33 protein-coding genes are annotated in these 24884 nt (G+C 52.7%); 28 read left to right on the forward strand and 5 right to left on the reverse strand.

The window, feature by feature from the left end; all coding sequences use genetic code 11:
• Positions 1–18 precede the first annotated feature (18 nt).
• The 6 genes from ACZ2GZ_RS06080 to ACZ2GZ_RS06105 all read left to right on the forward strand — a co-directional run bounded on the left by ACZ2GZ_RS06080 (position 19) and on the right by ACZ2GZ_RS06105 (position 6626).
• Positions 19–975, forward strand: coding sequence for an L-lactate dehydrogenase (locus ACZ2GZ_RS06080; RefSeq protein WP_021065732.1), 957 nt, complete (start codon positions 19–21; stop codon positions 973–975).
• A 155-nt stretch (positions 976–1130) separates the two neighbouring features.
• Positions 1131–2183, forward strand: a complete 1053-nt coding sequence (locus ACZ2GZ_RS06085) for a rhomboid family intramembrane serine protease (protein ID WP_131471267.1) — start codon at positions 1131–1133, stop codon at positions 2181–2183.
• 15 nt (positions 2184–2198) lie between these two features.
• Positions 2199–3221 (forward strand): M42 family metallopeptidase, encoded by a 1023-nt coding sequence (locus ACZ2GZ_RS06090; protein ID WP_214714634.1) that lies wholly within the window; start codon positions 2199–2201, stop codon positions 3219–3221.
• A complete protein-coding gene (locus tag ACZ2GZ_RS06095) occupies positions 3218–3412 on the forward strand; it encodes a YqgQ family protein (protein WP_021065735.1) in 195 nt (64 codons plus the stop codon). Before ACZ2GZ_RS06090 ends, ACZ2GZ_RS06095 begins: the two co-directional genes overlap by 4 nt.
• 93 nt (positions 3413–3505) lie before the next feature.
• Positions 3506–4468 (forward strand): ROK family glucokinase, encoded by a 963-nt coding sequence (locus ACZ2GZ_RS06100; RefSeq protein ID WP_214714636.1) that lies wholly within the window; start codon positions 3506–3508, stop codon positions 4466–4468.
• Positions 4469–4709: 241 nt separating this feature from the next.
• Positions 4710–6626, forward strand: a complete 1917-nt coding sequence (locus ACZ2GZ_RS06105; protein WP_470295581.1) for an LTA synthase family protein — start codon at positions 4710–4712, stop codon at positions 6624–6626.
• 79 nt (positions 6627–6705) lie between these two features.
• On the opposite strand, the gene ACZ2GZ_RS06110 is transcribed toward ACZ2GZ_RS06105, so the two are convergent.
• Positions 6706–6885 carry a DUF2759 domain-containing protein gene (locus ACZ2GZ_RS06110; protein WP_021067729.1) on the reverse strand — a complete coding sequence of 60 codons (180 nt, stop codon included), beginning with the start codon at positions 6883–6885 and terminating at the stop codon, positions 6706–6708.
• A gap of 157 nt (positions 6886–7042) precedes the next feature.
• Between ACZ2GZ_RS06110 and ACZ2GZ_RS06115 the strand changes: the two genes are divergently transcribed.
• Entirely contained in the window at positions 7043–7663 is a 621-nt protein-coding gene (locus tag ACZ2GZ_RS06115; protein ID WP_131471263.1) for an MBL fold metallo-hydrolase, read from the forward strand.
• Positions 7664–7700: 37 nt separating this feature from the next.
• Here ACZ2GZ_RS06115 and ACZ2GZ_RS06120 read toward each other — a convergent pair whose 3' ends face one another.
• On the reverse strand, positions 7701–7964 hold the full coding sequence (locus ACZ2GZ_RS06120) for a DUF2626 domain-containing protein (RefSeq protein ID WP_021067727.1): 264 nt from the start codon (positions 7962–7964) through the stop codon (positions 7701–7703).
• A gap of 249 nt (positions 7965–8213) precedes the next feature.
• On the opposite strand from ACZ2GZ_RS06120, the gene ACZ2GZ_RS06125 reads away from it, so the two are divergent.
• The 13 genes from ACZ2GZ_RS06125 (at position 8214) to gcvPB (ending at position 16978) form a co-directional block, all read left to right on the forward strand.
• Positions 8214–8600, forward strand: a complete 387-nt coding sequence (locus tag ACZ2GZ_RS06125; protein ID WP_021067726.1) for a Spx/MgsR family RNA polymerase-binding regulatory protein — start codon at positions 8214–8216, stop codon at positions 8598–8600.
• Between the two features lie 61 nt (positions 8601–8661).
• A complete protein-coding gene (locus ACZ2GZ_RS06130) occupies positions 8662–9465 on the forward strand; it encodes an ATPase, T2SS/T4P/T4SS family (protein ID WP_470295582.1) in 804 nt (267 codons plus the stop codon).
• Entirely contained in the window at positions 9447–10424 is a 978-nt protein-coding gene (locus ACZ2GZ_RS06135; protein ID WP_058763902.1) for a type II secretion system F family protein, read from the forward strand. The genes ACZ2GZ_RS06130 and ACZ2GZ_RS06135 overlap by 19 nt, the downstream gene beginning before the upstream one ends.
• A gap of 17 nt (positions 10425–10441) precedes the next feature.
• Positions 10442–10753, forward strand: coding sequence for a prepilin-type N-terminal cleavage/methylation domain-containing protein (locus tag ACZ2GZ_RS06140; protein WP_021067723.1), 312 nt, complete (start codon positions 10442–10444; stop codon positions 10751–10753).
• A complete protein-coding gene (locus tag ACZ2GZ_RS06145) occupies positions 10750–11187 on the forward strand; it encodes a prepilin-type N-terminal cleavage/methylation domain-containing protein (RefSeq protein WP_214714644.1) in 438 nt (145 codons plus the stop codon). Before ACZ2GZ_RS06140 ends, ACZ2GZ_RS06145 begins: the two co-directional genes overlap by 4 nt.
• Positions 11174–11410: a hypothetical protein gene (locus tag ACZ2GZ_RS06150; protein WP_021067721.1), complete on the forward strand. Its 237-nt coding sequence runs from the start codon at positions 11174–11176 to the stop codon at positions 11408–11410. The genes ACZ2GZ_RS06145 and ACZ2GZ_RS06150 overlap by 14 nt, the downstream gene beginning before the upstream one ends.
• Positions 11346–11828, forward strand: a complete 483-nt coding sequence (locus tag ACZ2GZ_RS06155; RefSeq protein ID WP_470295583.1) for a prepilin-type N-terminal cleavage/methylation domain-containing protein — start codon at positions 11346–11348, stop codon at positions 11826–11828. The genes ACZ2GZ_RS06150 and ACZ2GZ_RS06155 overlap by 65 nt, the downstream gene beginning before the upstream one ends.
• Entirely contained in the window at positions 11828–12106 is a 279-nt protein-coding gene (locus ACZ2GZ_RS06160; RefSeq protein ID WP_214714647.1) for a hypothetical protein, read from the forward strand. Before ACZ2GZ_RS06155 ends, ACZ2GZ_RS06160 begins: the two co-directional genes overlap by 1 nt.
• Complete coding sequence (locus tag ACZ2GZ_RS06165) at positions 12099–12584, forward strand: shikimate kinase (protein ID WP_236355692.1); 486 nt, start codon at positions 12099–12101, stop codon at positions 12582–12584. Before ACZ2GZ_RS06160 ends, ACZ2GZ_RS06165 begins: the two co-directional genes overlap by 8 nt.
• On the forward strand, positions 12581–12919 hold the full coding sequence (locus ACZ2GZ_RS06170; protein WP_021067717.1) for a hypothetical protein: 339 nt from the start codon (positions 12581–12583) through the stop codon (positions 12917–12919). The genes ACZ2GZ_RS06165 and ACZ2GZ_RS06170 overlap by 4 nt, the downstream gene beginning before the upstream one ends.
• Before the next feature lie 147 nt (positions 12920–13066).
• Positions 13067–14140: a glycine cleavage system aminomethyltransferase GcvT gene (gene gcvT / locus ACZ2GZ_RS06175; protein ID WP_058763896.1), complete on the forward strand. Its 1074-nt coding sequence runs from the start codon at positions 13067–13069 to the stop codon at positions 14138–14140.
• Positions 14141–14165: 25 nt separating this feature from the next.
• Positions 14166–15503: an aminomethyl-transferring glycine dehydrogenase subunit GcvPA gene (gene gcvPA, locus ACZ2GZ_RS06180; RefSeq protein WP_131471328.1), complete on the forward strand. Its 1338-nt coding sequence runs from the start codon at positions 14166–14168 to the stop codon at positions 15501–15503.
• Positions 15503–16978: an aminomethyl-transferring glycine dehydrogenase subunit GcvPB gene (gcvPB, locus tag ACZ2GZ_RS06185; RefSeq protein ID WP_021067714.1), complete on the forward strand. Its 1476-nt coding sequence runs from the start codon at positions 15503–15505 to the stop codon at positions 16976–16978. Before gcvPA ends, gcvPB begins: the two co-directional genes overlap by 1 nt.
• 87 nt (positions 16979–17065) lie before the next feature.
• Here gcvPB and ACZ2GZ_RS06190 read toward each other — a convergent pair whose 3' ends face one another.
• Entirely contained in the window at positions 17066–17440 is a 375-nt protein-coding gene (locus ACZ2GZ_RS06190) for a rhodanese-like domain-containing protein (protein ID WP_081637957.1), read from the reverse strand.
• 170 nt (positions 17441–17610) lie between these two features.
• Here ACZ2GZ_RS06190 and mntR point away from each other — a divergent pair, with 170 nt between their 5' ends.
• Both mntR and hpt read left to right on the forward strand, forming a co-directional pair.
• The gene (mntR, locus tag ACZ2GZ_RS06195; protein ID WP_029595266.1) at positions 17611–18039 is read left to right on the forward strand and encodes a transcriptional regulator MntR; all 429 of its coding nucleotides are present in this window, start codon (positions 17611–17613) and stop codon (positions 18037–18039) included.
• A gap of 178 nt (positions 18040–18217) precedes the next feature.
• Positions 18218–18745, forward strand: a complete 528-nt coding sequence (hpt, locus tag ACZ2GZ_RS06200; protein WP_029595267.1) for a hypoxanthine phosphoribosyltransferase — start codon at positions 18218–18220, stop codon at positions 18743–18745.
• A gap of 35 nt (positions 18746–18780) precedes the next feature.
• Here hpt and ACZ2GZ_RS06205 read toward each other — a convergent pair whose 3' ends face one another.
• Positions 18781–19194 (reverse strand): SA1362 family protein, encoded by a 414-nt coding sequence (locus tag ACZ2GZ_RS06205; protein ID WP_021067710.1) that lies wholly within the window; start codon positions 19192–19194, stop codon positions 18781–18783.
• Between the two features lie 16 nt (positions 19195–19210).
• On the reverse strand, positions 19211–20155 hold the full coding sequence (locus ACZ2GZ_RS06210) for a DUF1385 domain-containing protein (RefSeq protein ID WP_029595268.1): 945 nt from the start codon (positions 20153–20155) through the stop codon (positions 19211–19213).
• A 142-nt stretch (positions 20156–20297) separates the two neighbouring features.
• Here ACZ2GZ_RS06210 and aroQ point away from each other — a divergent pair, with 142 nt between their 5' ends.
• The 6 genes from aroQ (at position 20298) to nusB (ending at position 24809) form a co-directional block, all read left to right on the forward strand.
• On the forward strand, positions 20298–20735 hold the full coding sequence (gene aroQ, locus ACZ2GZ_RS06215) for a type II 3-dehydroquinate dehydratase (RefSeq protein WP_021067708.1): 438 nt from the start codon (positions 20298–20300) through the stop codon (positions 20733–20735).
• Positions 20731–21798, forward strand: coding sequence for a M24 family metallopeptidase (locus tag ACZ2GZ_RS06220; RefSeq protein ID WP_031200299.1), 1068 nt, complete (start codon positions 20731–20733; stop codon positions 21796–21798). The genes aroQ and ACZ2GZ_RS06220 overlap by 5 nt, the downstream gene beginning before the upstream one ends.
• Positions 21799–21827: 29 nt before the next feature.
• Entirely contained in the window at positions 21828–22394 is a 567-nt protein-coding gene (efp, locus tag ACZ2GZ_RS06225; RefSeq protein ID WP_021067706.1) for an elongation factor P, read from the forward strand.
• 112 nt (positions 22395–22506) lie between these two features.
• Complete coding sequence (gene accB / locus ACZ2GZ_RS06230) at positions 22507–22962, forward strand: acetyl-CoA carboxylase biotin carboxyl carrier protein (RefSeq protein ID WP_214714649.1); 456 nt, start codon at positions 22507–22509, stop codon at positions 22960–22962.
• 7 nt (positions 22963–22969) lie between these two features.
• Positions 22970–24313: an acetyl-CoA carboxylase biotin carboxylase subunit gene (gene accC, locus ACZ2GZ_RS06235; protein ID WP_021067704.1), complete on the forward strand. Its 1344-nt coding sequence runs from the start codon at positions 22970–22972 to the stop codon at positions 24311–24313.
• A 112-nt stretch (positions 24314–24425) separates the two neighbouring features.
• Positions 24426–24809, forward strand: coding sequence for a transcription antitermination factor NusB (gene nusB, locus ACZ2GZ_RS06240; protein ID WP_021067703.1), 384 nt, complete (start codon positions 24426–24428; stop codon positions 24807–24809).
• The last annotated feature ends 75 nt before the right edge of the window (positions 24810–24884 follow it).

Below are 24884 nucleotides of genomic sequence, written 5' to 3' on the forward strand. Positions count from 1 at the left end.
GAAGGGTGGAGAATCAATATGGAAACATTAAATCATGCAAAAGTAACACGCGTCGCGCTCGTCGGGGCCGGAGCGGTCGGTGCCAGCTTTGCGTACCAATTGACGACAGCAAGTCTTTGTGAGGAACTCGTCATTATCGACATCAACAAATCGAAGGCGGAAGGCGAAGCGATGGACTTGAACCACGGCGTCTCGTTCGCTTCTTCACCGATGCGCGTCTGGGCAGGGGACTATACGGACTGTGGTGCAGCAGATATCGTCGTCATCACTGCCGGTGCTCCGCAAAAACCGGGTGAAACTCGCCTCGACCTCGTCGAGAAGAACGCCAAAATCATGAAATCGATGATTGGGGACATCATGGCATCTGGATTCGACGGCATCATCATCATCGCCTCGAACCCGGTCGACATCATGACACATTTGGCTTGGAAATACTCAGGTTTACCGAAACACCGCGTGTTCGGATCAGGAACGGTACTCGATACGTCACGTCTCCGTTACATGCTCGGTGACTATTTCAACGTCGATCCACGCAACTGCCACGCCTACATCATGGGTGAGCACGGAGACACGGAATTCGCGGCCTGGAGCAACGCCCGCATCTACGGGAAGTCGGTCGAGCAGTTGCTTGAAGAGAACGACGAATATACATGGGAAGACCTCGAAGACATCTACGTCAACGTTCGGGACGCGGCGTACCACATCATCGAGCGCAAAGGCGCGACGTACTACGCCATCGGCCTCGGTTTGCTCCGTCTCGTCAAGGCTGTGCTCCGTAACGAGAACACGTTGTTGACGGTCGGCGCACATTTAGATGGTGAATACGGCTTGAACGATATCCATATCGGTGTACCGGCCATCATCAACCGCCAAGGAGTCCGTCAAGTCGTGGAAATCGAGTTGTCAGACGAAGAAAAACAAAAGATGCATCATTCGGCAGAAGTGTTATTGAAAACGATGCAACCTGTCTTATAAGAACGATTACTCGTTCTGTCATGACCGTAGTTGGCTCCCGCCACTACGGTTTTTTTGTGGACCGACGGAAGAGCGGGGCAGATTGGGGCGATGCTCGATTTTGTCGTCCTGCCTAAATTCCTTTAGAATGAAAGTATAGAAGGAGGTGAGCCAACATGACAGAACCAGCTTGTTTTTGGGAAGATGTATATCGTGCCGTCGAAGCAGGAGGACGCATCGAGGGCGTCTTAGAGCCGTCGCGGGCACTTTTATTGTTCGACACGAAAGCGGGGGATGTCTATCACCTCTACATACGGACAGATAAGGCGTGGGCGAACCATGTCGCCTTGGACGTCGAGGCGGTCATGAACTCGTTTCGCTTGGCCCGAATCGGCCGCGAGAAGCTCCATGTCCACATTTATGGTGACCCGCTCGTCGATGAAGAGCGTCTGTCGTCGCTCACGTTCCCGATTGCGGCAAAAGTGAAGCTCGAGATGCGGCCGTGCGCCGAAACGGAAACGTCATATCGCCCGCGTGCCGTCGCCCTCGACCAACAACGGAAAAATGAACTGAAGCAACGGTTCGCCTTTGGGAAGCCTCAGTTCGTCTATGCGCTCATGTTCGTGACGTTCCTCGTCATGTGGTTCGCCGAATCAATCGGCTCGACGCTCGATCCGAACACGCTCATCCGCTTCGGTGCGAAAGTGAATCCTCTCATCGACGAAGGAGAATGGTGGCGTCTGATCACACCGATGTTCCTTCATATCGGTTGGTTCCATTTCGCCATCAACATGTTCGCGCTCTGGTCACTCGGCCCGCTCGTGGAACGGATGTACGGGTCGACGCGTTTCGCCACCATTTATCTGTTGGCAGGTGTCATCGCCACGGTCGCCTCGTATGCGTTCAGCGAAGCCATCTCGGCCGGCGCGTCCGGGGCATTGTTTGGGCTTGTCGGCGCACTGCTCTATTTCGGACTGCGCGACCGCTCCTTATTTATGAAGACACTCGGCCCTCCACTGTTTATTATGTTAGGATTAAACGTGGGACTCGCTTTCGTCCTTGGCGCTAGTTTGGACCATTCCGCACACGCGGGTGGACTCGTCGGGGGCTTTCTGATGGCGGGAGTGGTCGGCTTACCGGATGAACACGTGAAGAAACGTCGCCTGCTATTTGCGGGGCTCGTGTTCGTGGCGTCCGGCATATTATTTTGGCTCGGCTACAATCGATGACAAAGGAGTAAGGGTATGATTGAAACGTTGAAGCAATTGGTTGAAATTCCAAGTCCGTCCGGGATGACGGACGAGGCGATCGGATTCGTCGAACAAGAACTGACGGCACTCGGGATCCCCACGAAACGCTTGAACAAAGGGGCGCTTCTGGCGACATTTGAGGGCAAATCGAATCGAGCCCGCCTGTTGACGGCCCATGTCGATACGCTGGGCGCGATGGTGAAAGAAATCTTGCCGAGCGGCCGCTTGCGCTTGACGCAAGTCGGTGGATACGCCTGGACCGCAATCGAAGGGGAGAACTGTCTGGTTCATGCCGAGACGGGTGCGCCGATTGAAGGAACGATTCTCATTCATCAATCGAGCGTCCATGTCTATAAGGATACGAATAGCGCCGAACGGACGGCGTCAACGATTGAAGTGCGCTTGGACGCGGACGTCCATACAGCCGAAGACGTAAGGGCCCTCGGTATCGAGGTCGGGGACTTCGTCTCATTCGACCCGCGCTTCCGTCAGACCGACGCCGGTTATATCAAATCACGTCATCTCGATGACAAGGCGTCCGTTGCCATCTTGCTCGATTTGGCGAAAGATCTGGTCGAGGCGGAGTTGCCACACCCGGTCCATTACTTGATCTCGAACTATGAAGAGGTCGGGTTCGGGGGCAACGCCGGAATTCCCGAAGCGGTGACTGAATATATCGCTGTCGATATGGGTGCGCTCGGGGACGGGCAACACTCGGACGAGTATACAGTTTCGATTTGTGCGAAAGATTCGTCAGGCCCGTATGATCTCGGGTTGCGCCGTCAATTCACCGCGCTATGCCGGGAACATGACATCGCCCATAAAGTCGATATCTATCCGTACTATGGATCGGACGCCTCGGCTGCAATCGGAGCCGGCTACGATGTGCGCCACGCGCTCGTCGGACCAGGCATCGAGTCGAGCCATAGCTATGAGCGGACGCATCTCAAATCGCTCGAAGCGACGCGGGAACTGCTGTACCGTTTCGTGCTCACCGCGATGGAGGACGAACGATGAAAAATTTTTATGACGTCCAGCAATTTTTGAAATCGTTCGGCACGATCATTTATATCGGGGAGCGCGATGCCGAGATCGGGCTCATGATGATGGAACTCGATGAGTTGCATGCGGGCGGAATGATTGAACAACGGGAATATGATACGGCCAAGATTATTTTGACCCATGAACTGAAAAATTCAAGAGATTGACAGAAAAACCCCTAGTGCAAAGGTTTGCACTAGGGGTTTAATAGTGTAAACTATGGGATGAAAGCGATTTAATCGAGACGAGGAGTGGAACACATGAAGTGGTTATTAGGAATCGACATTGGTGGAACGACGGTGAAGATGGCCGTCCTCGATATGAACGGGATTATTTCTGACAAGTGGGAGATTACAACGGATATTCGTGAGAACGGGGTACATATTCCGACTGATATTGCCGCTTCATTCGAAGCCTATTTAGAAACGTCGGGCAAAGCGAAGCAAGATTTCGCAGGAGCGGGCATCGGGGCACCAGGCTTTATCAACTTTTCAGAAGGTGTGGTCGAATATTCACCAAATATCGGCTGGAAAAACTTTGCGCTCGTCAGCGAGTTCGAGAAAGCGGTCGGTTTGCCGGCCGTCTTAGAGAATGACGCCAATGCTGCCGCACTCGGTGAAATGTGGAAAGGGGCAGGCGAAGGCGCGTCAGAACTGCTCGCCATCACGCTCGGCACAGGCGTCGGCGGCGGTGTCATCACGAACGGCAATATCGTCCACGGGGCTGCTGGTATGGCTGGGGAGATTGGCCATATCACGGTTGAACGTGACGAGTCGAAAGCCGTCATGTGTGGCTGCGGCCGTAAAGGTTGCATCGAGACGATTGCTTCGGCTACAGGGGTCGCTCGTCTGGCGCTCCAAAAACGTAAAGGTCGGACGACGTCCTTGAACGAACTGAACGAAGTGACGGCACGCGACGTGTTCGAAGCGTATAAAGCGAACGATGTCGTCGCGACAGAAGTCGTGAACGAGATGACCGAATATCTCGGATTGACGATTTCGAATATCGCCAACACGTTGAACCCGAAGATGATCGTCATCGGCGGAGGCGTCTCGAAAGCACGCGAAGCACTCCTCGAGCCGCTCGACGAGCAGTTCAAACGGTTCGCCCTCGAGCGCGTCTATGCGTCGACGGCGTTCAAAATCGCGGAACTCGAGAACGATGCGGGTGTCATCGGTTGTGCGTGGCTCGCTCGTAAACACTTTATCCCGACTCGTGTATAACGTTTGTCCATGTACGCCTGCGATTTGACGCAGGCGTGTTTTTTATTTGGAACGGGTATGGGATAATGTAAAATTTGTAATGACGGAGTTGATTTTTTGTTAAAAAAGGGGTAAGATTTGGACTTGATACCGGACTGTTATCGTACGTGAAATGGATAACAAGCCAATTGGACTTATAAAAAATAGGGGGACGCGAATCAGTTGGTCTCGTCGCCCGTTGAACAGAGGAGGAGGCCGTCAGATGAAGTCATCTCAGAGCTTCTCGAAGCTTACTATGCGACTGAATGATACGGTCCGCGCTTCGTTTCATGAATATCGGTTATTTTGGATTTTCTCGCTATTACTTTGGACGAAGACGTACGTAGTTTACCAATTTTTCTTCAATATCCCGATTGAAAACACCGCTCAGGCATTCATTCTGCTGATCAGCCCGATCAGCTCCACTCTATTCCTATTCGCGTTCAGTTTCTTCTTTAAAGGAAATAAGCAGAAATGGGTCTTGTACATGCTGTATGCCGCAGCATCGTTCATCTTGTTTGCGGATGCCGTCTATTACCGCGAGTTTACCGACTACTTGACGATGCCGGTCATCTTGCAACCGTCGAACATGGAGACGTTGTCGACATCGTTCACGTCACTGTTGGAATGGAAAGATTTGATTATCCTCGGGGACGTTCTCATCTTGCCGTTCATCCTATGGCGCATCAACGCGACAGCGACGGCTGCCTCTCATCGGAGAGCGCTCGTGACGTTCGCGACGGCCGTCGTCGTGTTCTTGTTCAACTTGTCGCTCGCTGAAACAGAGCGTCCGGAACTGTTGACTCGTTCGTTCGACCGGGAACTGTTGGTCAAGAATATCGGGACGTTCAACTTCCACGTCTACGATGCGATGCTTCAAACGAAAACGTCGGCCCAGAAGGCGATGGCTGACGGGTCAGAACTCGCCAAAATCGAGAAGTACACCCGTCAACACTATGCAGCACCGAACCCGGATTACTTCGGGAAATATAAAGGCAAGAACGTGGTCGTCGTCTCGTTCGAGTCGGCCCAAAACTTCACGCACAACATGAAAGCGTCGAATGGCGAGTACATCACACCGAACTTGAACAAACTGATCGAAGAGTCCCACTACTGGCCGAACTATTACCATACGGTCGGTCAAGGGAAGACGTCGGATGCCGAGTTCGCACTCGACAACTCGCTATACGGACTTCCGCGTGGTGCCGTCTACTTCACGAACGCCGATAACGAGTATCAGGCACTCCCTGAATTGATTAAGGAAGATAATTACTACTCGGCCGTGTTTCATGCGAACAACAAATCGTTCTGGAACCGAGACTTGATGTATAAAAACATCGGCGTCGACCAGTTCTTCGATGAGAAGAGCTATGACCTTGGCAACCCCGAGGACATGACGGAATGGGGACTGCTCGATGACAGTTTCTTCGAACAGTCGATTCCGATGCTCGAGGAGCTACCGGAACCGTTCTATGCGAAGTTCATCACGCTCACGAACCACTTCCCGTACACGATGCCGAGCGAGGACTACGAACTCGTGCCGAAATTCGAGACGAGTTCGACGACACTCAACAACTTCCCACAAGCGCTCGCGTATCAAGATTATGCGCTCGGCTTGTTCATCGATGAGTTGAAGGCGAACGGCATGTGGGACGACACGATTTTCGTCGTCTACGGTGACCATTACGGGATCTCGACGAACCATAATGACGCCATGGCTGATCTGCTCGGGAAAGACGAGTTGACGCCATACGACGTCGCCAAGCTCCAGTCCGTCCCGTTCGCGGTTCATCTACCGGGACAAGACAAGGGTGAAGTGCACGAGACGATCGGCAGTCATATCGATATGAAGCCGACGATCTTGCACTTGCTCGGGATCGACACGTCGGACACGGTAGGCTTCGGAAGTGACTTGTTATCGGAAGACCGGACGAGCCGCGCCATCTTCCGGGATGGCACCGTCATCACCGACGAATACGTGTGGACGCAATCGACATGCTATGACGCTTCGAGCGGTGAAGTCGTCGAGGACGTCTCGCTCTGTGGACCGGATAGTGCAGAAGCAGAGAAGATTCTCCAAATGAACGATGATTTGATTTACTCAGATTTGCTCCGCTTCAAAGAGCAGACCGAACAATAACAAATAGCGCCGTCCCGCTTAGCCGGGACGGCGCTATTTGTTATACAAAAAAAGACGACCAGAGTCGTCTTCGTGCTCATTAGCTTGGGATTCCACCGTAAATCAATGTCGCGACGCCGAAAAATCCGAATACGAGTACAGTGACCGCGGCGAAAGCAAGTGGAAAGAATTGGCGCTTCTTAAACGAACGGGCCATTCCCCAGATTGCAACGAGTGCAACGATGAGCGAGATCCATCCAAATGGTTCATACAAATGCATGACGAGTTCCCCCTTTATTATACGTCATGAAATTCATAAAAATTTCACTGAAATATCATTATTATTTTATCCGATAATGTAGACGCTGTCGAGAAAAGAAAGCCTCCGCTACAATTTTGCCACAATATCGATTAGAATGATGGGGGAGGTGTTCTGGATGAACATAGTAAGAATCACATCGGGCCTGGCCCAAGAGAACGGATACGTACTCGAAAAAGAAGGCACGGTCCTCATCGTCGACCCGGGCACGGATGACCCGAAATTCTTCGAGGCAGTGGAACGATTCGGTGGCTTGAACGCCATTCTGTTGACACATGCCCACTTTGACCATATCGGGGGAATCGATGCCTTGCGTGACCGTTACAACGTCCCGGTCTACGTCCATGAAGCGGAACGGACGTGGCTGATGGACGACGAGAAGAACGGGGCGGCGAAGTTTCATCTGCCAAGTGCGGCGATGCGACCGGCCGAACGGATCTATCAAGGCAAGACGCTCGAAATCGGTGCGTTCTCCATCGAGTTGCATCACACGCCGGGTCATTCGCCGGGCAGCGTCACGCTTCACTTCCCGACCGAACGCATCGCCTTCTGTGGGGATTTGATTTTCAAACAGTCGGTCGGACGGACCGATTTGTACGGTGGTGACCAAGCGACGTTGCTTGGATCGATCGATCGCATGCGTCAGTTATTACCGGGTGAAACGGTGCTCTATTCAGGTCACGGGCCGAAGACGACGCTCGAGGCCGAGATTCGGACGAATCCGTTTTTCGACAGATAACTAAAAAAAGATTGTCTCACGAGGAGACAATCTTTTTTTACATTTGGAAGTTACTCCAATACGTGAAGACGACGAAGAAGACAGTCAAATAAGCGCCGAACACGTATACATACGTTTTTTCAGTGAGTTTCAAGTAGCCTAGTGCGACGAAGAAAATAGTTTGAGCTAAAAAGACAAGACCCATTACGACGAAGTCACCACTATGTTCGCTACTGCTTTGATCTCCACCGAGTGCGCCTACGAAAGCAAGCGCCGCGATCAACCCAGTCCAAAAGCCTAGGACACGGAACATTCTCGCCATGTTAATCCCCCCATACGTGCATTATTCCATTCTCATTCACTATTTTACCAACACATTCAGAAAAATGCTATGAAAACGTGTGAATTGAGCAAAATAATCGTGAAAAATATGTGAAATAAAAACGTTGGACAAGGTTGTACAAAAAAATAAAAAAACTTGTACAAACTATGTACAAAACAGGTATAAGGTTGTATAATCAACTTACACACATCGAACGAATCGTTCCACACAATATGAGGAGGTATTGAAATGGCAAATGAATTGATGTTCTACACGTACCCGAGCTGTACTTCATGCCGTAAGACGAAAGCGTTTTTACAGGAGCAGCACCTTGAGGTTAGCGAGCGCCATATCTTCCGCAACGCCCCGACCGTGGACGAATTGAAGACGCTATTGGCACTGAGTGAAAACGGAGTCGACTCGCTTCTTGCCACGAGAAGTCAGGCGTTCAAGCAATTAGACATTGACGTCGAAGATTTAAAGCTGAGCGAGTTGCTCAAGTTGATGAGCGAAAATCCGAAACTATTGAAACGCCCGATTTTGACGGATGGCAACGAAGTCATTGTCGGTTATGATAAGGCGACAATCGAGGCGTATGCCCGCCGTTTCGAATCGACAACTGCAAACGTTTCATGACGCAAGTCCACTTTCCAACGAGTGGGCTTTTTTTTATGCTCATGTTGAGGTGGCGGAGATGATGCGAATAATTGAGCGAGTGATTGATGCGGCACGTACGTTGCAGGCAAGTGATGTCCATTTCATGCCGTTAGGGGACGAGGTGATGATTCAAGTACGGCATGGGGCACACTTGCAACGATTGGAGATGATGACACATACAGACTATGAACGATTGACCTTACATATGAAGTATTGGTGCTCGTTGACGGAAACAGATCATCGCGTGCCCCAGTCCGGTATGTACGCCGGGTCAGTTGAGGCAATCCGGGTCACTTTCCTACCATCGTTCGACCGTACGCTCATGTCGTGGCGGCTTCCGAACGCCTCGTTCCACTTAGCGGAGTTGTTAGATGACAAGGACGTCCATCGGTTCAACGAATGGTCGACGTTTCGGCAAGGTCTGCTCTTAATCGGGGGCGCGACCGGGGCGGGGAAGACGACCGTCCTATATGCGTTCTTACAAAGTTTGGCCGGTCGACGCATCGTCACGATTGAGAACCCTCCGGAGAAGCAAGTGCCGGGCGTGATTCAACTCGAAGTCAATCCGAAAGCGGGACTCGACCATCGCACGTTGCTGAAAGAGACGCTCCGGGCCGATCCGGATGTGATTGTCATCGGAGAGATCAGGACGAGTGAGGAGTTGAGGGTGGCGCATGATGCGGCACTCAGCGGTCATATGACGATTGCGACGTTCCATACGGCGAGTGTGACCGATGGCGAACGGCGACTCGAACAGCTCACGGGGAAGATGGAAGTCACACGGCATTGGTGCATCCTGCACCGGGAAGACGAGGTGAGCTGTACGTGGTCCGAGACCAATTGAGCAAGGAGTTGGCCATCATTCGCCGCTTCCTCAGACTCCAGTCACGTGGAGTCGGGTTGAAGAAGACGTTCGAGACGCTCGAACTGCATGAACGTGGAAAAATGAAACTAGTCATCCGTGAGATGCGGAATCAACTTGAGCAAGGACGTCCGCTCGCCAACGTGTTCGAGGGACTCGTCACCGACCCGAGGATGCGAGAGATGCTCGTCACGGCCGAACGGGGTCATCATTTTTTGGAAGGGCTTGAGCAAGTGCTCGTCTTATCGACGATGCGCCGCAATCTACGGCAAGAACTCAGCCAGTTGGCACGGTACCCGCTCGTGATTTTGACGATGCTGCTCGGGCTCGGTGCGATTTACGCCCTGTATATCTTCCCAAAGCTGTTGACGATGGTAGAGGTCGATACGCTCGATGGGCTGAACGCGATTCTTCTGTCGCGTTGGTTTTTCCCAGGTCTGTTCGTCGGATTGCTCGTGACTGGGGCCGGCCTCTATTGGAACGGCCGACGCGGCCGACTCGTGCCGCTACGTGTCGTCGAGAGAGGCAGACGGCTGTACGTGACGTACTTGTTCGTCAGTGAGTTAGCCTTGTTGAGTGAAGGACAGGGTTCGGTCCGTCACATCATCGAGCGGCTGTCACGAGGCGACGGTGAAGTGGCGAGCATCGCGAGACGGATGCATGAGCGTATGTCGGCTGGGTGCGAACTCGAGGCGGCGGCGCGGCAAGAGCGTTTGCTCGAACATGAAGTCGTCAGTCTGTTCGGCGTCGGGACGGTGAGCGGGGAGCTCGGATCAATCATGATGATTCATCGGGATCTCGTGTTCGAAGAGATGGAGCTGTATTGGAAGCAGCTGATCGCCAAGGCCGAACCGATGTTATACGGATTTTTAACGGTGATGGTCACGATGATCTTTTATACGATTTATTTGCCGGTCAAACTAATCATGTCTCAACTATGACAAGGAGGAATCTGATTATGACACGCTTCAAATCAGAACAAGGATTCACGCTCGTCGAAATGGCCGCCGTCTTACTAATTATCTCGGTGTTGCTCTTGCTTCTCGTCCCGTCGATGTCAGACGGGAAGTCACGAGCGGACAGTGTCAGTTGTGAGGGCAGTGTGCGCATCGTCGAGTCTGAAATCAATTTGTATTACGCGGAACATAAAGCGTACCCTGAGACGTTAGTGGCGATCGACCGTGCCACGACTGAGAGTCCGCTCGAATACAGTTGTCAGTCGCTCGTGTACACGTATGCGCCGACGACCGGTACGTTGACGAAACAGTGAGGGAAGACGGCTATACGTTAATCGAGACGGCGGCCGTCCTCGTCATTTTGGCACTCCTGCTCCTCATGGCGACCCCGGTCGTCCGGTCGATGGACCGCTTGGCATTATTCGACTTCACGGAGGCGCTCGTGAGTGATATCGCCGAAGTGGGACAAGCGCCCTACGTCGCCGCCGACGGCTCGTGTGTGCCGCGTTTACGTTGGTATCTCAAAGAACGACGCTACCAAATCGCTTGCGGGACGACACCGATCGTGTCCCGCGTGGTGCCGGAAGGGGTCAATCTGAGTTTGCCGACCAATAGTGAAATCGTCTTTTCACGCACGGCAGCGACGTATGCGGGACAGTGGAAGTTCTATTCAGGAACGACGATGGTGACGTTGAAATTCAGGATGGGGACGTACGAGCCGGAGGTGTTGCGCGTTGAAGGGAAATGAGCAAGGAGTCACATTTTGGGAGATTTGCCTCAGTCTGGCGCTCTTACTGGCTTGGGTCGGTGTCGTTGCCCCATTCATCGAGGCGGCGACGGAACGGGTCGAGCGCCTCGAGACGACCGTCCGTACGTATGAACGGCTCCAAGGGGAGGTGTTGCGCGATGCCGCGAACCCGAGCGGGCGCCAAACAATCTGTGACGGCGACCTTTGCCTACCGACGCTTTGATTCGGGCTTCACCTTGCTCGAAGTGAGTCTCACGATGTTGATCATCCCGCTCTTCATCGGGCTGATGGTCCACTTCCTCGTCCTCGGACAAGCATTTTATGAACAACCTCGGGCGAAAGTTCAGACGACGCCGCAACTGATGGTGCGGAAACTGTTCGAGAGCCGCGATTGTAACGTCGTGTCGGGCCGTCTCGTCGGTACGCATGTGCGCCCGGACGGGACGACATGGACGTGGACGCTCAAACAAATCGACCGGAACTTGGTCATGGTCGGAGACGGGGGAGGGAATTTGCTATTTTTAAGAGGAATCGAGGCGTACCGGGTCGAACCGGTAGGAGAAGGTTTTCGAATTCAATGGAACGATGCGACCGGGCCGCGCGAGAAGAACGTGATGTGCATGCGCGCGGATACTTTGTGATGTCGACGTTAATCGTATTGACGTGGTTACTCGGCGGGGCGATGTTTTGGTATACTGATATCGAACGAAGCACTGAACAATTGGCGCTCGATGCCTTGGCGATTCGCTTCGAGGCTCACGTGATGGTGGCGGAGCGGATGTGCGGGTCGACCGCGGTCGCGTTGACGAGACCGACCGGCACGATCCAGTGCCGTCCGCTCGGCACTGGGACGATTGAGGTCGACGTACGCCTTCAGACCGGTGAACGACATAAAGAGGTGATTTATTTCGATGACTAAACCGTTTTACATCATTGGATTTATGGGTACAGGTAAATCAAGCTTAAAACAATATCTTGCAAAATCGAATCACGTCATCGATTTGGACGAGTTGTTTGAAACACATACCGGTATGGACATCCCGGCATATTTCGATCGTTACGGCGAAGCAGCGTTTCGGCTCCAAGAGAGTCGACTGTTACAAAATGCGCGCGCTGACTATATCGTGACGGGCGGAGGGATTGTTGAACGGGAAGCGAATATGGAATGGATGCGAGAGCAAGGTGTCATCATCACGCTCGACTTGCCGTTTGAAGCTTGTTGGGAACGGATTAAAGACTCGGACCGTCCACTCGTTCGTAACGGAAAAGCGGCCGTTCATGCATTGTACGAACGTCGTCGACCGCTCTATGCGCGCGCAAATCACGTGCTTGACGCTTCGCTCTGCACAGAGGCCATCGCGCATACATTGAATCAGTTGAAGGAGGTAGAAGGATGATTTGGATTAATCTTGGGATTATCGTACTCGCACTTGTCGGGCTCGGCTTGTATGGCTTCTTATTGTACCGTAATAAAATGAAGGCAGACCTTCGTCGCGTGAAGCGCTTGACGGAACGGTTCCAAATCCGTGCCGACGTCATCCAAGGGCTCGTCAATGAGATTAAACAACACGTGGATACGGTCAATGCATCGGTGAAACAGATGAAAGCCTATTCGGTGAAAGTGAAGGACGAGACGATGGAGCTGAAACAAGCGACCGTCGGCTTGACGAAAGAAATTAAACGGACCGCTGGAATCGAACGCCCAGACGTTTCCACTGAGACTAAAATATGAAATAATGAGGATGAAAACGTTTTCGTTTTCCATCCTCTTTATTTTTGCCCATTTTGGCTAGGCAGAGCCGCAAAAAATTGATAAAGTGGAATAGAAAACGAAATATTTCACGAAATACATTATTTACGTTCGGGATTGGGGGATAATATGGAGAAAGTATCGTTAAAACGTACGCCTTTATATGATTTGATTTCCGTAAAGGCGAAGATGGTGGATTTTGCGGGGTTTGAGATGCCGATCATGTTCTCATCGATTAAAGAAGAGCATCAAGCGGTTCGCAACAACGTCGGGATGTTCGATGTGTCACACATGGGGGAGATTCGCATCGAAGGACCGGATGCGCTCGAGAACGTGCAACGTCTTGTCACGAACGATGTGTCAAAATTACAGATCGGTCAGGCGCAGTATAATCTGTTCTGTTTACCGAATGGCGGTGTCGTCGACGACCTGCTCGTCTATCGACTTGATGAAGATGCATTTTGGCTCGTCGTCAACGCCTCGAATATCGAAAAAGATGTGGCGCACGTCCGTGAATATGTCACAGGGGACGTCACAGTGACGGATGAGTCGAACGCCTATGGTCAAATCGCCATCCAAGGACCGATGGCTGAACAAGTGCTCGGCCGTTTGACGGATTTGCCGCTGGCCGACATCAAGTTTTTCCGGTTCATGACCGGCGACGTGGCCGGCGTGTCGACCATCGTTTCACGCAGTGGCTATACGGGGGAGGACGGGTTTGAATTGTATGCCCGCGCCGAAGACGTAGCCGCAATTTGGTCAGCGTTAGAAGCTGAAGGCGTCACGCCATGCGGGCTCGGCTCGCGTGACACGCTCCGATTTGAAGCGTGCCTCCCGCTCTATGGGCACGAGCTCGATGAGACGGTCACTCCGTTCGAGGCGAACTTGAACTTTGCCGTCAAACTCGATACTGAGTTCATCGGTAAGGACGCCCTCGTGAAGCAAAAAGAAGACATCCCGCGCCGATTGATCGGCTTGCGTCTGCTCGGGCGTGGTATCGCGCGTCAAGGCGCGACGGTCGAAGTTGACGGAGAGACGATTGGTGTTGTCACGACTGGTACGATGCCGCCGACGGTGAACGAATCAATTGCCTGGGCGCGCGTCGATCGCCGTTTCGCGGAGGCGACACACTTTATCGTTGAAGTTCGGGGTAAAAAAATAGAAGCCGAACGTGTACCGACACCGTTTTATAAACGTAAATGAAACAGGGGGATTCAGCATGAATAGAATGGAGTTTCGTTATTTACCGATGACAGAGCAAGATGAGCGTGACATGTTGCAGACGATTGGCGTAGAGTCGATTGAAAACCTACTCGAGGATATTCCAGCATCGCTCCGGGAGACGGCTTCTTTAGCGGCCATCGGTGCGCCGCTTCCGGAAGTTGACCTCGTTCGTCATATGACGAAGTTGGCTGAGAAAAACATGCACACGAAATCGACTCCGAGTTTCCTCGGGGCCGGGATGTACGATCACCTCTCTCCGAGCGTCATGAACCATATGCTTCTCCGTTCCGAGTTCTATACTGCTTATACGCCATATCAACCTGAAATCTCGCAAGGTGAACTCCAAGCGATGTTCGAGTTCCAAACGATGATTTGCGAATTGACGGGGATGGACGTGGCCAACTCGTCAATGTATGACGGAATCACTGCCCTCGCTGAAGCAACGTATCTGGCGAGTGCCCATACGAAGAAAAAACGTGTCGTCGTATCAGGAGCGGTCCATCCGGAAGCGAAGGATGTCATCCGAACATACGCCGGTGGGCCAGGGCTCACGGTCGAATATACGGACGTGAGTGCGGGAGTGACCGATATATCTGACATCGATTTGACGGACGCCTCGTGTCTCGTCGTCCAATATCCGAACTTCTTCGGTCGTGTCGAGGACTTGTCAGCCCTCGCGAAAGCAGCGCACGACGCCGGCGCCTTGTTCGTCGTGTCGAGCAATCCGCTCGCGCTCGGTATTCTGGAATCACCGGGTGCGCTCGGTGCCGACATCACAGTCGGTGACGCCCAACCGTTCGGAATCCCGCAAAGCTTCGGCGGTCCTTCATGTGGATACTTCGCCGTCAAACAAGCACTCATGCGCAAACTTCCAGGCCGCCTCGTCGGTCAAACGGTCGATGAGGATGGGAAGCGCGGTTTCGTCTTGACGCTTCAGGCCCGTGAACAACACATCCGTCGTGACAAAGCGACGTCAAACATCTGCTCGAACCAGGCGCTCAATGCGCTCGCGGCATCAATCACGATGTCTGCCCTCGGGAAGTACGGGATTCGTGACATGGCCGTCCGTAACATTCAAACGGCCCATTACATGAAAGAAGCACTCAAGACTGCCGGATACACGGTAATCGATGAAGGGCCGATGTTCAATGAGTTCGTCGTCGACTTCGGAGTCGATGCGGAAGATGTGTCGCGTCATCTGCTCGAGGCCGGCATCATCGGCGGCTTGCCACTCGGCTCGTATGAGACAGAACGGCAGACGCAAATGTTGCTCTGCGCGACGGAGCTTCGGACGAAAGAAGAAATCGATCAATTTGTTGAAGTGGTTGGGGGGATGAAGTGATGCAACACGAACAAACATTAATTTTCGAAGTGTCACGTGCAGGACGAACGGGCTATAACTTGCCGACACCGACCGTGCCGGAAGTCGATTTGGACACGCTCTTACCGGCTTCGATGATCCGTCAAGAAGCGGCCGAGCTTCCGGAAGTATCGGAACTTGATGTCGTCCGCCATTATACGTCGCTGTCGACACGCAACCACGGTGTCGATTCCGGCTTCTATCCGCTCGGCTCGTGCACGATGAAATATAACCCGAAAGTGAATGAAGATATGGCCCGCCTCCCTGGCTTCGCCCATATCCACCCGTTGCAGCCGGTCGAGTCAATTCAAGGGGCGCTCGAGCTCATGGTCGACCTGCAAGAACAACTTGCCGAAATCACCGGCATGGACGAAGTGACGCTTCAACCGGCAGCCGGGGCCCATGGAGAATGGACCGGTCTCATGCTCATCAAGGCGTTCCACCATCACAACGGTGATATGGAACGGACAAAAGTACTCGTGCCGGATTCGGCACACGGAACGAACCCGGCCTCGGCCGTCGTCGCCGGTTTCGAGACGGTGACCGTCAAATCAGATGAGCGTGGGCTCGTCGATTTGGAAGACTTGAAGTCAAAAGTCGGGGCCGATACGGCAGCGCTCATGCTGACGAACCCGAATACACTCGGTTTGTTCGAGGCCGACATTTTGGAGATTGCCAAAGTCGTCCACGAGGCCGGCGGCAAACTTTATTACGACGGAGCCAACTCGAATGCGATTTTAGGGATCGCCCGTCCTGGGGATATGGGCTTCGACGTCGTCCACTTGAACTTGCATAAGACGTTCACGGGCCCGCACGGTGGTGGCGGTCCAGGATCTGGACCGGTCGGAGTGAAGCGCGATTTGATTCCGTACTTGCCGACGCCGATTGCGCGCCGTGCCGAAACGGGCTTCACGCTCGATTATGATCGTCCGCAATCGATTGGCCGCATCAAACCGTTCTATGGCAACTTCGGGATTAACGTCCGCGCCTACAGCTACATCAAAACGATGGGTGCGGAAGGGTTGACGCGTGTCTCACGCGAAGCGGTATTGAACGCCAACTATATGTTCGCCCGCTTGAAAGATGCGTTCGATGTGCCGTACGATACGTTCTGCAAGCATGAGTTCGTCTTGTCTGGAAAACGTCAAAAAGCGCTCGGCGTGCGTACGCTCGATATCGCCAAACGATTGCTCGATTTCGGCTACCATCCGCCGACGATTTACTTCCCGCTCAACGTCGAGGAGTGCATCATGGTCGAACCAACGGAGACGGAATCGAAAGAGACGCTCGACGCATTCTGCGACGCGATGCTCCAAATCGTCAAAGAGGCAGAAGAGAATCCGGAAATCGTTCAGACGGCCCCGCATACCACGGTCGTCAAACGACTCGACGAGACGCTCGCTGCTCGCAAGCCGGTGCTCAAATACGAACGACGCCAACCGTCGTCCATCAATTGAAACCGAACCCGTTCGCTATAAGCGAGCGGGTTTTTTGGCGCAAAAAAACGTCCATCTCCGCTAGAAGGAGTGGACGTAGTGAGCGGGTCAGTCTTTTTTGACTTTCCCTTTCCAGTTTTTGAAGCCGCCGTCGAGCATGTAGATGTCCGTATAACCATTTTTCATGAGCAGCTTGGCCGCTTGGTTCGTACGTGACTTGCCTTGGCAATACATGAGGATCGGTTGATCTTTGCGAAGTTCTTTCATGCGCAGTTTCATTTGTCCGACCGGAATGTTACGGGCGCCGACGATGTGGCCTCCCTTGTACTCGTTCGGTTCACGGACGTCGATCAATTGACCTTTACGGAGCGATGCACGGAACTCTTCTTGCTTCATTTTCTTCAAACCGCGAGCCGGCAAGAAACGCCAGACGATGTATGCGATGAGCGCAGCCCATAGGATGATGACGAGGATAGTTTCGATTCCCATTGATGTTCTCCCTTTCTCTATTAAGTTTCACCAACATCCATTATAAAGAATTTAAGGTCATGAGACAATGATTGACTGATGGATTTCCCCGTTCTGCTTTCGGTTTCTAAATGGTTGCGTTAAAATAGAGATTGCAGAACGGAACATAAGGGGAGGCTATGCCCATGCCGACACCGAGTATGGAAGATTACTTAGAACGAATTTATTTGCTGATGGTGGAGAAAGGATACGCTCGCGTATCCGATATCGCCGAACATTTAGGGGTGCATCCCTCCTCTGTCACGAAAATGGTGCAAAAGCTCGACCGGGAAGATTATTTGATTTATGAGAAATATAGAGGTCTCATGCTGACGAACAAAGGCCAAAAAATCGGGAAACGGCTTGTCGAACGGCATGCGATGCTCGAGTCATTCCTACGCTTGATTGGCGTCGACGAAGCTCACGTCTATGAGGATGTCGAAGGTATTGAACACCACTTAAGCTCAAATACGCTCGACTGTATGACCCAATTCGTCGAATTTTTCGAAGACAAACCGGAACTGATGGCACAGTTTCGTGCGTTTCAAGACGTGAACCGCTCTGAAGACGAGTGAATGTAAACGACCGCGACCGATGAATCGAATCGGAAGCGGTCGTTTTTACATAAATCTAACCTAAACCCGAACGATGACTTCATATTTTTTAAGTAAAGTCTATTTTTAAGCCGTTTTTATGATAGAATGGGTGCTGGTAAGAAAGATAAGGGGGTGACGGCGAACAATCGCCGACATTATGGATATTCAAATCAAAGGGAAACTGTTTGACGAAGCGCAGATTAAACAACGTGTGGCGGAACTCGCCCAACAAATCGAACGCGATGCGGCAGGGACACCGATCGTCCTCGTGGCCGTCTTGAAAGGGTCGCTCGTCTTCGCAGCCGACTTGATGCGCGAGATGACGGGCAGTGTCCAACTCGACACGGTCGCGACGTCGTCATACGGGAAGAAATCGGTCTCGAGTGGGAACGTCCAACTCCGTAAAGATTTAGATCTCGATGTCGAAGGAAAGTACGTCGTCATCATCGAGGACATCATCGATACGGGACAGACGCTCAAATTTTTATGCCAGCACATGACGTTACATCAACCGGGAGAATTGAAGATTTGTACACTTCTCGATAAACCGGCCCGCCGGCTCGTCACGTTGGATGCGGACTATGTCGGTTTCGAGATTCCAGATGAATTCGTCATCGGGTATGGCATCGATTATGCCGAACAGTACCGCAATCTGCCGTACATCGGCTTCGTCGAGACAGAATGAAAAACGAACCAGGCCGGATATGGCCTGGTTCGTTTTCACATATTGGCTTTCTTTTTCTTCTTGCCTTTCTTGCCTTCGATGACGGTCAAGTGAGGGGCGTCACTGCGATGGGCCGAGCGGGTCGGACGCTTCGACAGTTTCGTCACGTTCGAACTGGGCTTCACTTTCTTCTTGGCCGCAGTGGACGGCTTGACTTTCGGATTCGCACCTGGGCGTTGCATCCGTTTTTTCGAGGCTTGAGCGGTCTTCCGGTAACGCATATCCTCAGCCGAGATTTTCGGCGCCATGAACACTCGATAAATCACATAGAAAATCAACCCGAAAATCCCGATGAAGAGCAACTGTCTGAACAATCGACCAGGGTCGGTCGCGAGCATATGTCCGACACCGATGAAGCCTAAGATGAACACGATCGTGGCTGCGGTCGAGCCGATTCTTTGTCTGATCATGGTGCTTTCCTCCTCTTTATCCCTCTCTTTGCACGGCCGGTTGACCTAGTTCTGAACGTTCCCATGTCTCGAACGCCTCGATGGCGACACGGATTTGTTCGTCATTCGGTTCGCGCGTCGTCAACAATTGTAAAGACAACCCAGGCTTGCCGAGAACGGACAAGAAGCGATGTTCACGGAAGCGGTTTGTGAATTGGAGCACCTCGAACGAGATGCCGATGACCACTGGCAACAAAGCGATGCGGCTGACGAGTCGGACCCAGAGGGGGTCGATCGGGACGATCATGTAAACGCCGATGCCGACGAAAACGGTGAATAGGATGAAACTCGATCCACAGCGATAGTGGAGGCGTGAGCTTGCCCGAACGTTATCGACGGTAATCGGTCGTCCGGACTCATAACAGTTGATCACCTTGTGCTCGGCCCCGTGATATTGGAACACGCGCCGGATGAGTGGCGTCAAGGAAATCAAATAAAGGTAACTGAGCAACAATACTAATTTTATTCCCCCTTCGAGGAGGTTTTGAATCACATGACCGGACAATGCGGGCACGCTTTGGAACATGGCGGCGAGAAGGGCCGGGGTGACGTTGAAAATCAGCTTCCCGAACACGTATGAGATGACGCCGACGATGGCGATCATGACGACCATCAAGATGTTCTGTTTTTTCTCTTCTGGTTTCGTTGCCTCGTCCTCACTCGGGTCGACGTCATAACGATCGCTTGCGAACGTCATATGGGCCGAACCATTTTTGAGTGATTCGTATAGCGCGACCACACCACGCAGGAATGGGATTTTTTTTAACGATTGGACCCACGGGACGAGAATGCGGGGCTGCTGGAACGTCTCGATAGACCCGTCTTTCCGTCGAATCGCCGAAGCGCTTTCGGCGCGTCCTTGAAACATGACGCCTTCCACGAGCGCCTGGCCACCGACGGGAATCATTGGTTTAGTTTTCATGTCATTTCCTCGATTCCTACAGTTATATAGTTGAATTATACCGTGATTCACGTAAAAAACGAAACCTCACGAACGTCGATTGTCGCACGAACCGTTAAATTTGTTACAATAGAGGCGACTTGACGAACAGGGGGGAAGACTTGTGCATATACTCGTCTTAAATGGACCGAATTTGAATCTGCTCGGGAAGCGGGAACCGGACGTATACGGGGACGTCTCGTTGAAGGGATTGACGGCGGAGCTATTGCTCGCCGCCCCGGAGGATGTTCAGTTGACGTTCGTCCAATCCAACCATGAAGGCGAACTGATCGACGCGCTCCATGAAGCGTACGATTATGCGGGGGTCATCTTTAATGCGGGGGCGTACACGCATACGTCGATTGCGCTCCGTGATGCCATCGCCGCCATCAAAGCCCCGGTCGTCGAAGTACATATCTCGAACGTGCATGCACGGGAGTCGTTTCGTCATGAGTCGAAACTTGCCGCCGTTTGTCTCGGTGTCATCAGCGGTTTCGGCCTGACGAGCTATACGCTCGCGTTGCAGGCATTGCTCGTACATTGGAGGAATCGACATGATTGAACGGGTCAACAAACTGCAAGGTCAGCTAGAAGCGAACGGCATCGACGGATTGCTCGTGACGAAACGGGAAAACATCCGCTACTTATCTGGTTTCACCGGGTCGAGCGGTGTCCTCGTAATCACGGCGCAGTCGGCGAGCTTCATCACGGATTTCCGCTACACGGAACAAGCCGCTAGCCAAGTAAAAGGCTTCGACATCATCGAGCATAAGACGTCGCTCATCAAGTCGGTGGCGGAAGTCGTGACAGAGCAAGCGGTGAAGCGCCTCGGCATCGAACAAGATGACATGACGGTCGGCCAGTTCCGGACGTATGAAAAAGAAGTCGCAGCCGAGCTCGTCGAGACGTCAGGTATCGTCGAAAAGCTACGCTTGATTAAGGATGAGTCAGAGATTAAGATAATGAAGGAAGCCGCGGCGATTGCGGACGCGGCGTTTGCGCACATCCAGACGTTCATCCGTCCAGGGCGGACTGAAAAAGAAGTCGCGAATGAACTGGAAATGTTCATGCGGGCCCAAGGTGCGGACTCATCTTCGTTCGATATGATCGTTGCGTCAGGGCATCGTTCGGCATTGCCGCACGGTGTGGCCAGCGACAAGGTCATCGAGGCGGGAGAACTCGTGACGCTCGATTTCGGTGCCTACTATCAAGGATACTGCTCGGATATCACACGTACGCTCGCTATCGGGGACATCTCGGACGAGTTGCGCACGATTTACGATACGGTGCTCCGGGCTCAACTCGCAGGTGTCGAGGGCACGAAAGCTGGCATCACGGGAATCGAGGCGGACGCATTGACGCGTGACGTGATTAAAGACGCGGGCTACGGTGAGTACTTCGGACATTCGACAGGCCACGGTCTCGGCATGGAAGTGCATGAGGCACCAGGCTTGTCATTCCGTTCGGAGACGGTGCTCGAGCCGGGGATGGTCGTCACGATTGAACCGGGTATCTATATCGCCGGGATCGGCGGTTGCCGCATCGAGGATGATGTGGTCGTCACGGAGACGGGCAACATCCGTCTCACGCAGTCGCCAAAAGAGTTAATTACGATTGAGGCTTGAGTCTCAGCTCATTTTAGGAGGAAATCAACATGGTATCAGTAAACGATTTAAAAACAGGCTTAACGGTCAAGACGTCTGACGGTTCGATTTGGCAAGTCATCGAATTCCAACACGTCAAGCCAGGTAAAGGCGCGGCCTTCGTCCGCACGAAAATGCGTAACTTACGCACAGGCGCGATTCAAGAGACGACGTTCCGTGGTGGCGAGCGCATCGAACGTGCGCACATCGAACGGAAACGCATGCAGTACCTCTATCCGATGGGCGATACGTACGTGTTCATGGACACAGAGTCGTATGAACAGCTCGAATTGACGGGCGAGCAAGTGAAAGCGGCGCTCCCGTACATGCTCGAGAACATGGAAGTAAGTATCGCTGACTACGACGGTGAGATTCTCGGAATCGAGCTTCCGACGACGGTCGTCTTAACGATTGTCGAAGCCGATCCAGGCGTCAAAGGCGACACGGCATCGAACGTGAAGAAAAACGCGACGGTCGAAACGGGCCACATCATTCAAGTGCCGCTCTTCATCGAGCCAGGCGAAAAAGTAACGGTCGACACGCGCACAGGCGAGTTCACGGGCCGCTATAACGGGTAAACCAAGGGTGTCCATTCTTCGGAATGGGCCCTTTTTTTGTCGTTGCATTCACTGGTCTGACCAGTTATAGTAGAGTAGAGATTAGTACCAGGTATAAACAGGGGGTTATTTCATGCAAATCGAACACATTAAAGAGCTGATCACATTACTCGATCAGACGTCCGTTCACGAGATGGAACTCGAGACGCCGGAGTTTAAACTTTCATTGAAAAAAGAAGCGGCCCCGCAATTCGCCGCTACTCATACACCGATCGTGCACGCGGCCCCGGTCGCAGCACCTGTGCCAGTCGTCGAGACAGAACAAGAGGCGGCACCAACACCTGCGCCGAGCAACTTGCGCACGATCACGTCACCGATGGTCGGGACGTTCTATTCGCGTCCGGCACCGGACAAAGACGCTTACGTTCAAGTCGGCGACCGCGTCGAAGCCGGACAGGTCGTCTGTATTTTAGAAGCGATGAAATTGTTCAATGATGTCGAGACGGAAATCAGCGGGGAGATCGTCGAGATCCTCGTCGCAGATGGCGATTTAGTCGAATACGGCCAAGCGCTCTTCAGCGTGAAGTGAGGTATGTATGAAACTACTCATTGCTAACCGTGGAGAGATTGCGGTCCGCATCATCCGGGCCGCGAAAGAGTTGAATATCCCGACGGTCGCCGTCTTCTCGGAAGCGGACCGTGAGGCGCTGCACGTCCGTCTTGCCGATGAGGCATACTGCATCGGACCGAACCCGTCGAAAGACTCATATTTGAATATCCCTAACATCTTGTCGGTCGCTTGCGCGGTCGATGCGACGATGATTCATCCAGGTTATGGATTCTTAGCCGAGAACGCCGAGTTCGCCGAAATGAGCGAGGCGTGCGGCATCCAGTTCGTCGGACCGAGTAGCTATGCGATTCGGAAGATGGGCATCAAGGACGAGGCGAAACGAACGATGATCGAATCGGGCGTTCCGGTCGTCCCGGGGTCGAGTGGTGTCGTCACCGACGAGGAAGCAATCGAACTCGCCCGCGAGATTGGATATCCGGTCATCATCAAGGCGACGGCCGGAGGCGGAGGACGTGGAATCCGTGTCGCCTTCGACGAGTCTGAGCTCGTGAAAGGGCTCACCGACACACGTAAAGAAGCGAAGCAGGCGTTCGGCAACGGCGACGTCTATTTGGAGAAATACATTGAGTCGTTCCGCCACGTCGAGGTGCAAGTGCTCGCCGATCAATACGGCAACGTCATCCACCTCGGGGAGCGGGACTGTACGATTCAGCGCCGGATGCAGAAGTTGGTCGAAGAAGCGCCGTCTCCGGCAATCGATGAGACGACCCGTCAAGCGATGGGCGACGCAGCCGTGAAAGCGGCCAAAGCGATTCAGTATTCGGGTGCGGGTACAATCGAGTTCATTTACGTACCGGAAGTGAACGAGTTTTACTTCATGGAGATGAACACGCGAATCCAAGTCGAACACCCGGTCACCGAAATGATCACCGGCTTCGACCTCGTCCAAGCACAACTCGAAGTCGCGCTTGGACATCCGCTTGCCATCAGCCAGGCGGACATCAAATTTAGTGGTCACTCGATCGAATGTCGCATCAATGCGGAAGATCCGTTTGCAGATTTCCGTCCGATGGCCGGGAAAATCGATCAGTATATCGTTCCTGGCGGCATGGGCGTCCGGGTCGACAGCGGTCTCTATGCCGGTGCCGTCATCCCGCCGTTCTATGATTCGATGGTGGCGAAGCTGATCGTCCATGCCCCGACTCGGGAAGAGGCGATCGCGAAGATGCTTCGCGCCCTCGACGAGTTCACCGTATCGGGCATCCACACGACGATCCCGTTCCATCAACAAGTCATGGCCCATGAACGTTTTCGAACAGGGGCGTTCGACACGAAATTTGTCGAAAAAGAAATGACGCTCACGAAATGACCTTGACCAGGAAGCCCGAACATTATTTGGGCTTCCTGGTTTTTTGTACTGAATTTATGGAGGCTTTATGCTAAACTATCACAATGAAAGCATGCAAAAGGAGAGTATCTGAATGAAACGTCATGAAGCACGGGAAAAAGCGATTCAAACGCTTTTTCAAATCGAAGTATCAAAACTTGAGGTAGACGAGGCCATCGAATTTGCCCTCGATGGCATGGAGTCGGATCCATTCTACGAACAACTCGTCGTTGAGACGTTAGAAAAGAAAGATGAGATTGACGAATTGCTCATCGAAAACTTGAAAAACTGGAGACTCGATCGTCTTGGAAATGTCGAGCGGACGATTCTTCGCATGGCGACGTACGAGTTACTCTACGTCGAGACGATTCCGGACAAAGTGACGATCAACGAGGCGGTCGAACTCGCCAAATCATTCGCCGATGAAGAAGCGGCCAAGCTCGTCAACGGCGTGCTCGGTAACATCATCAAAGCGTAAGCGAAGACAAGCATTACGGTCTGTTAAACAAATAGAGAAGACACCACACCAACTACAGAGAAACCTAAGACAACG

Source organism: Exiguobacterium sp. KKT215 (genome assembly GCF_055635335.1).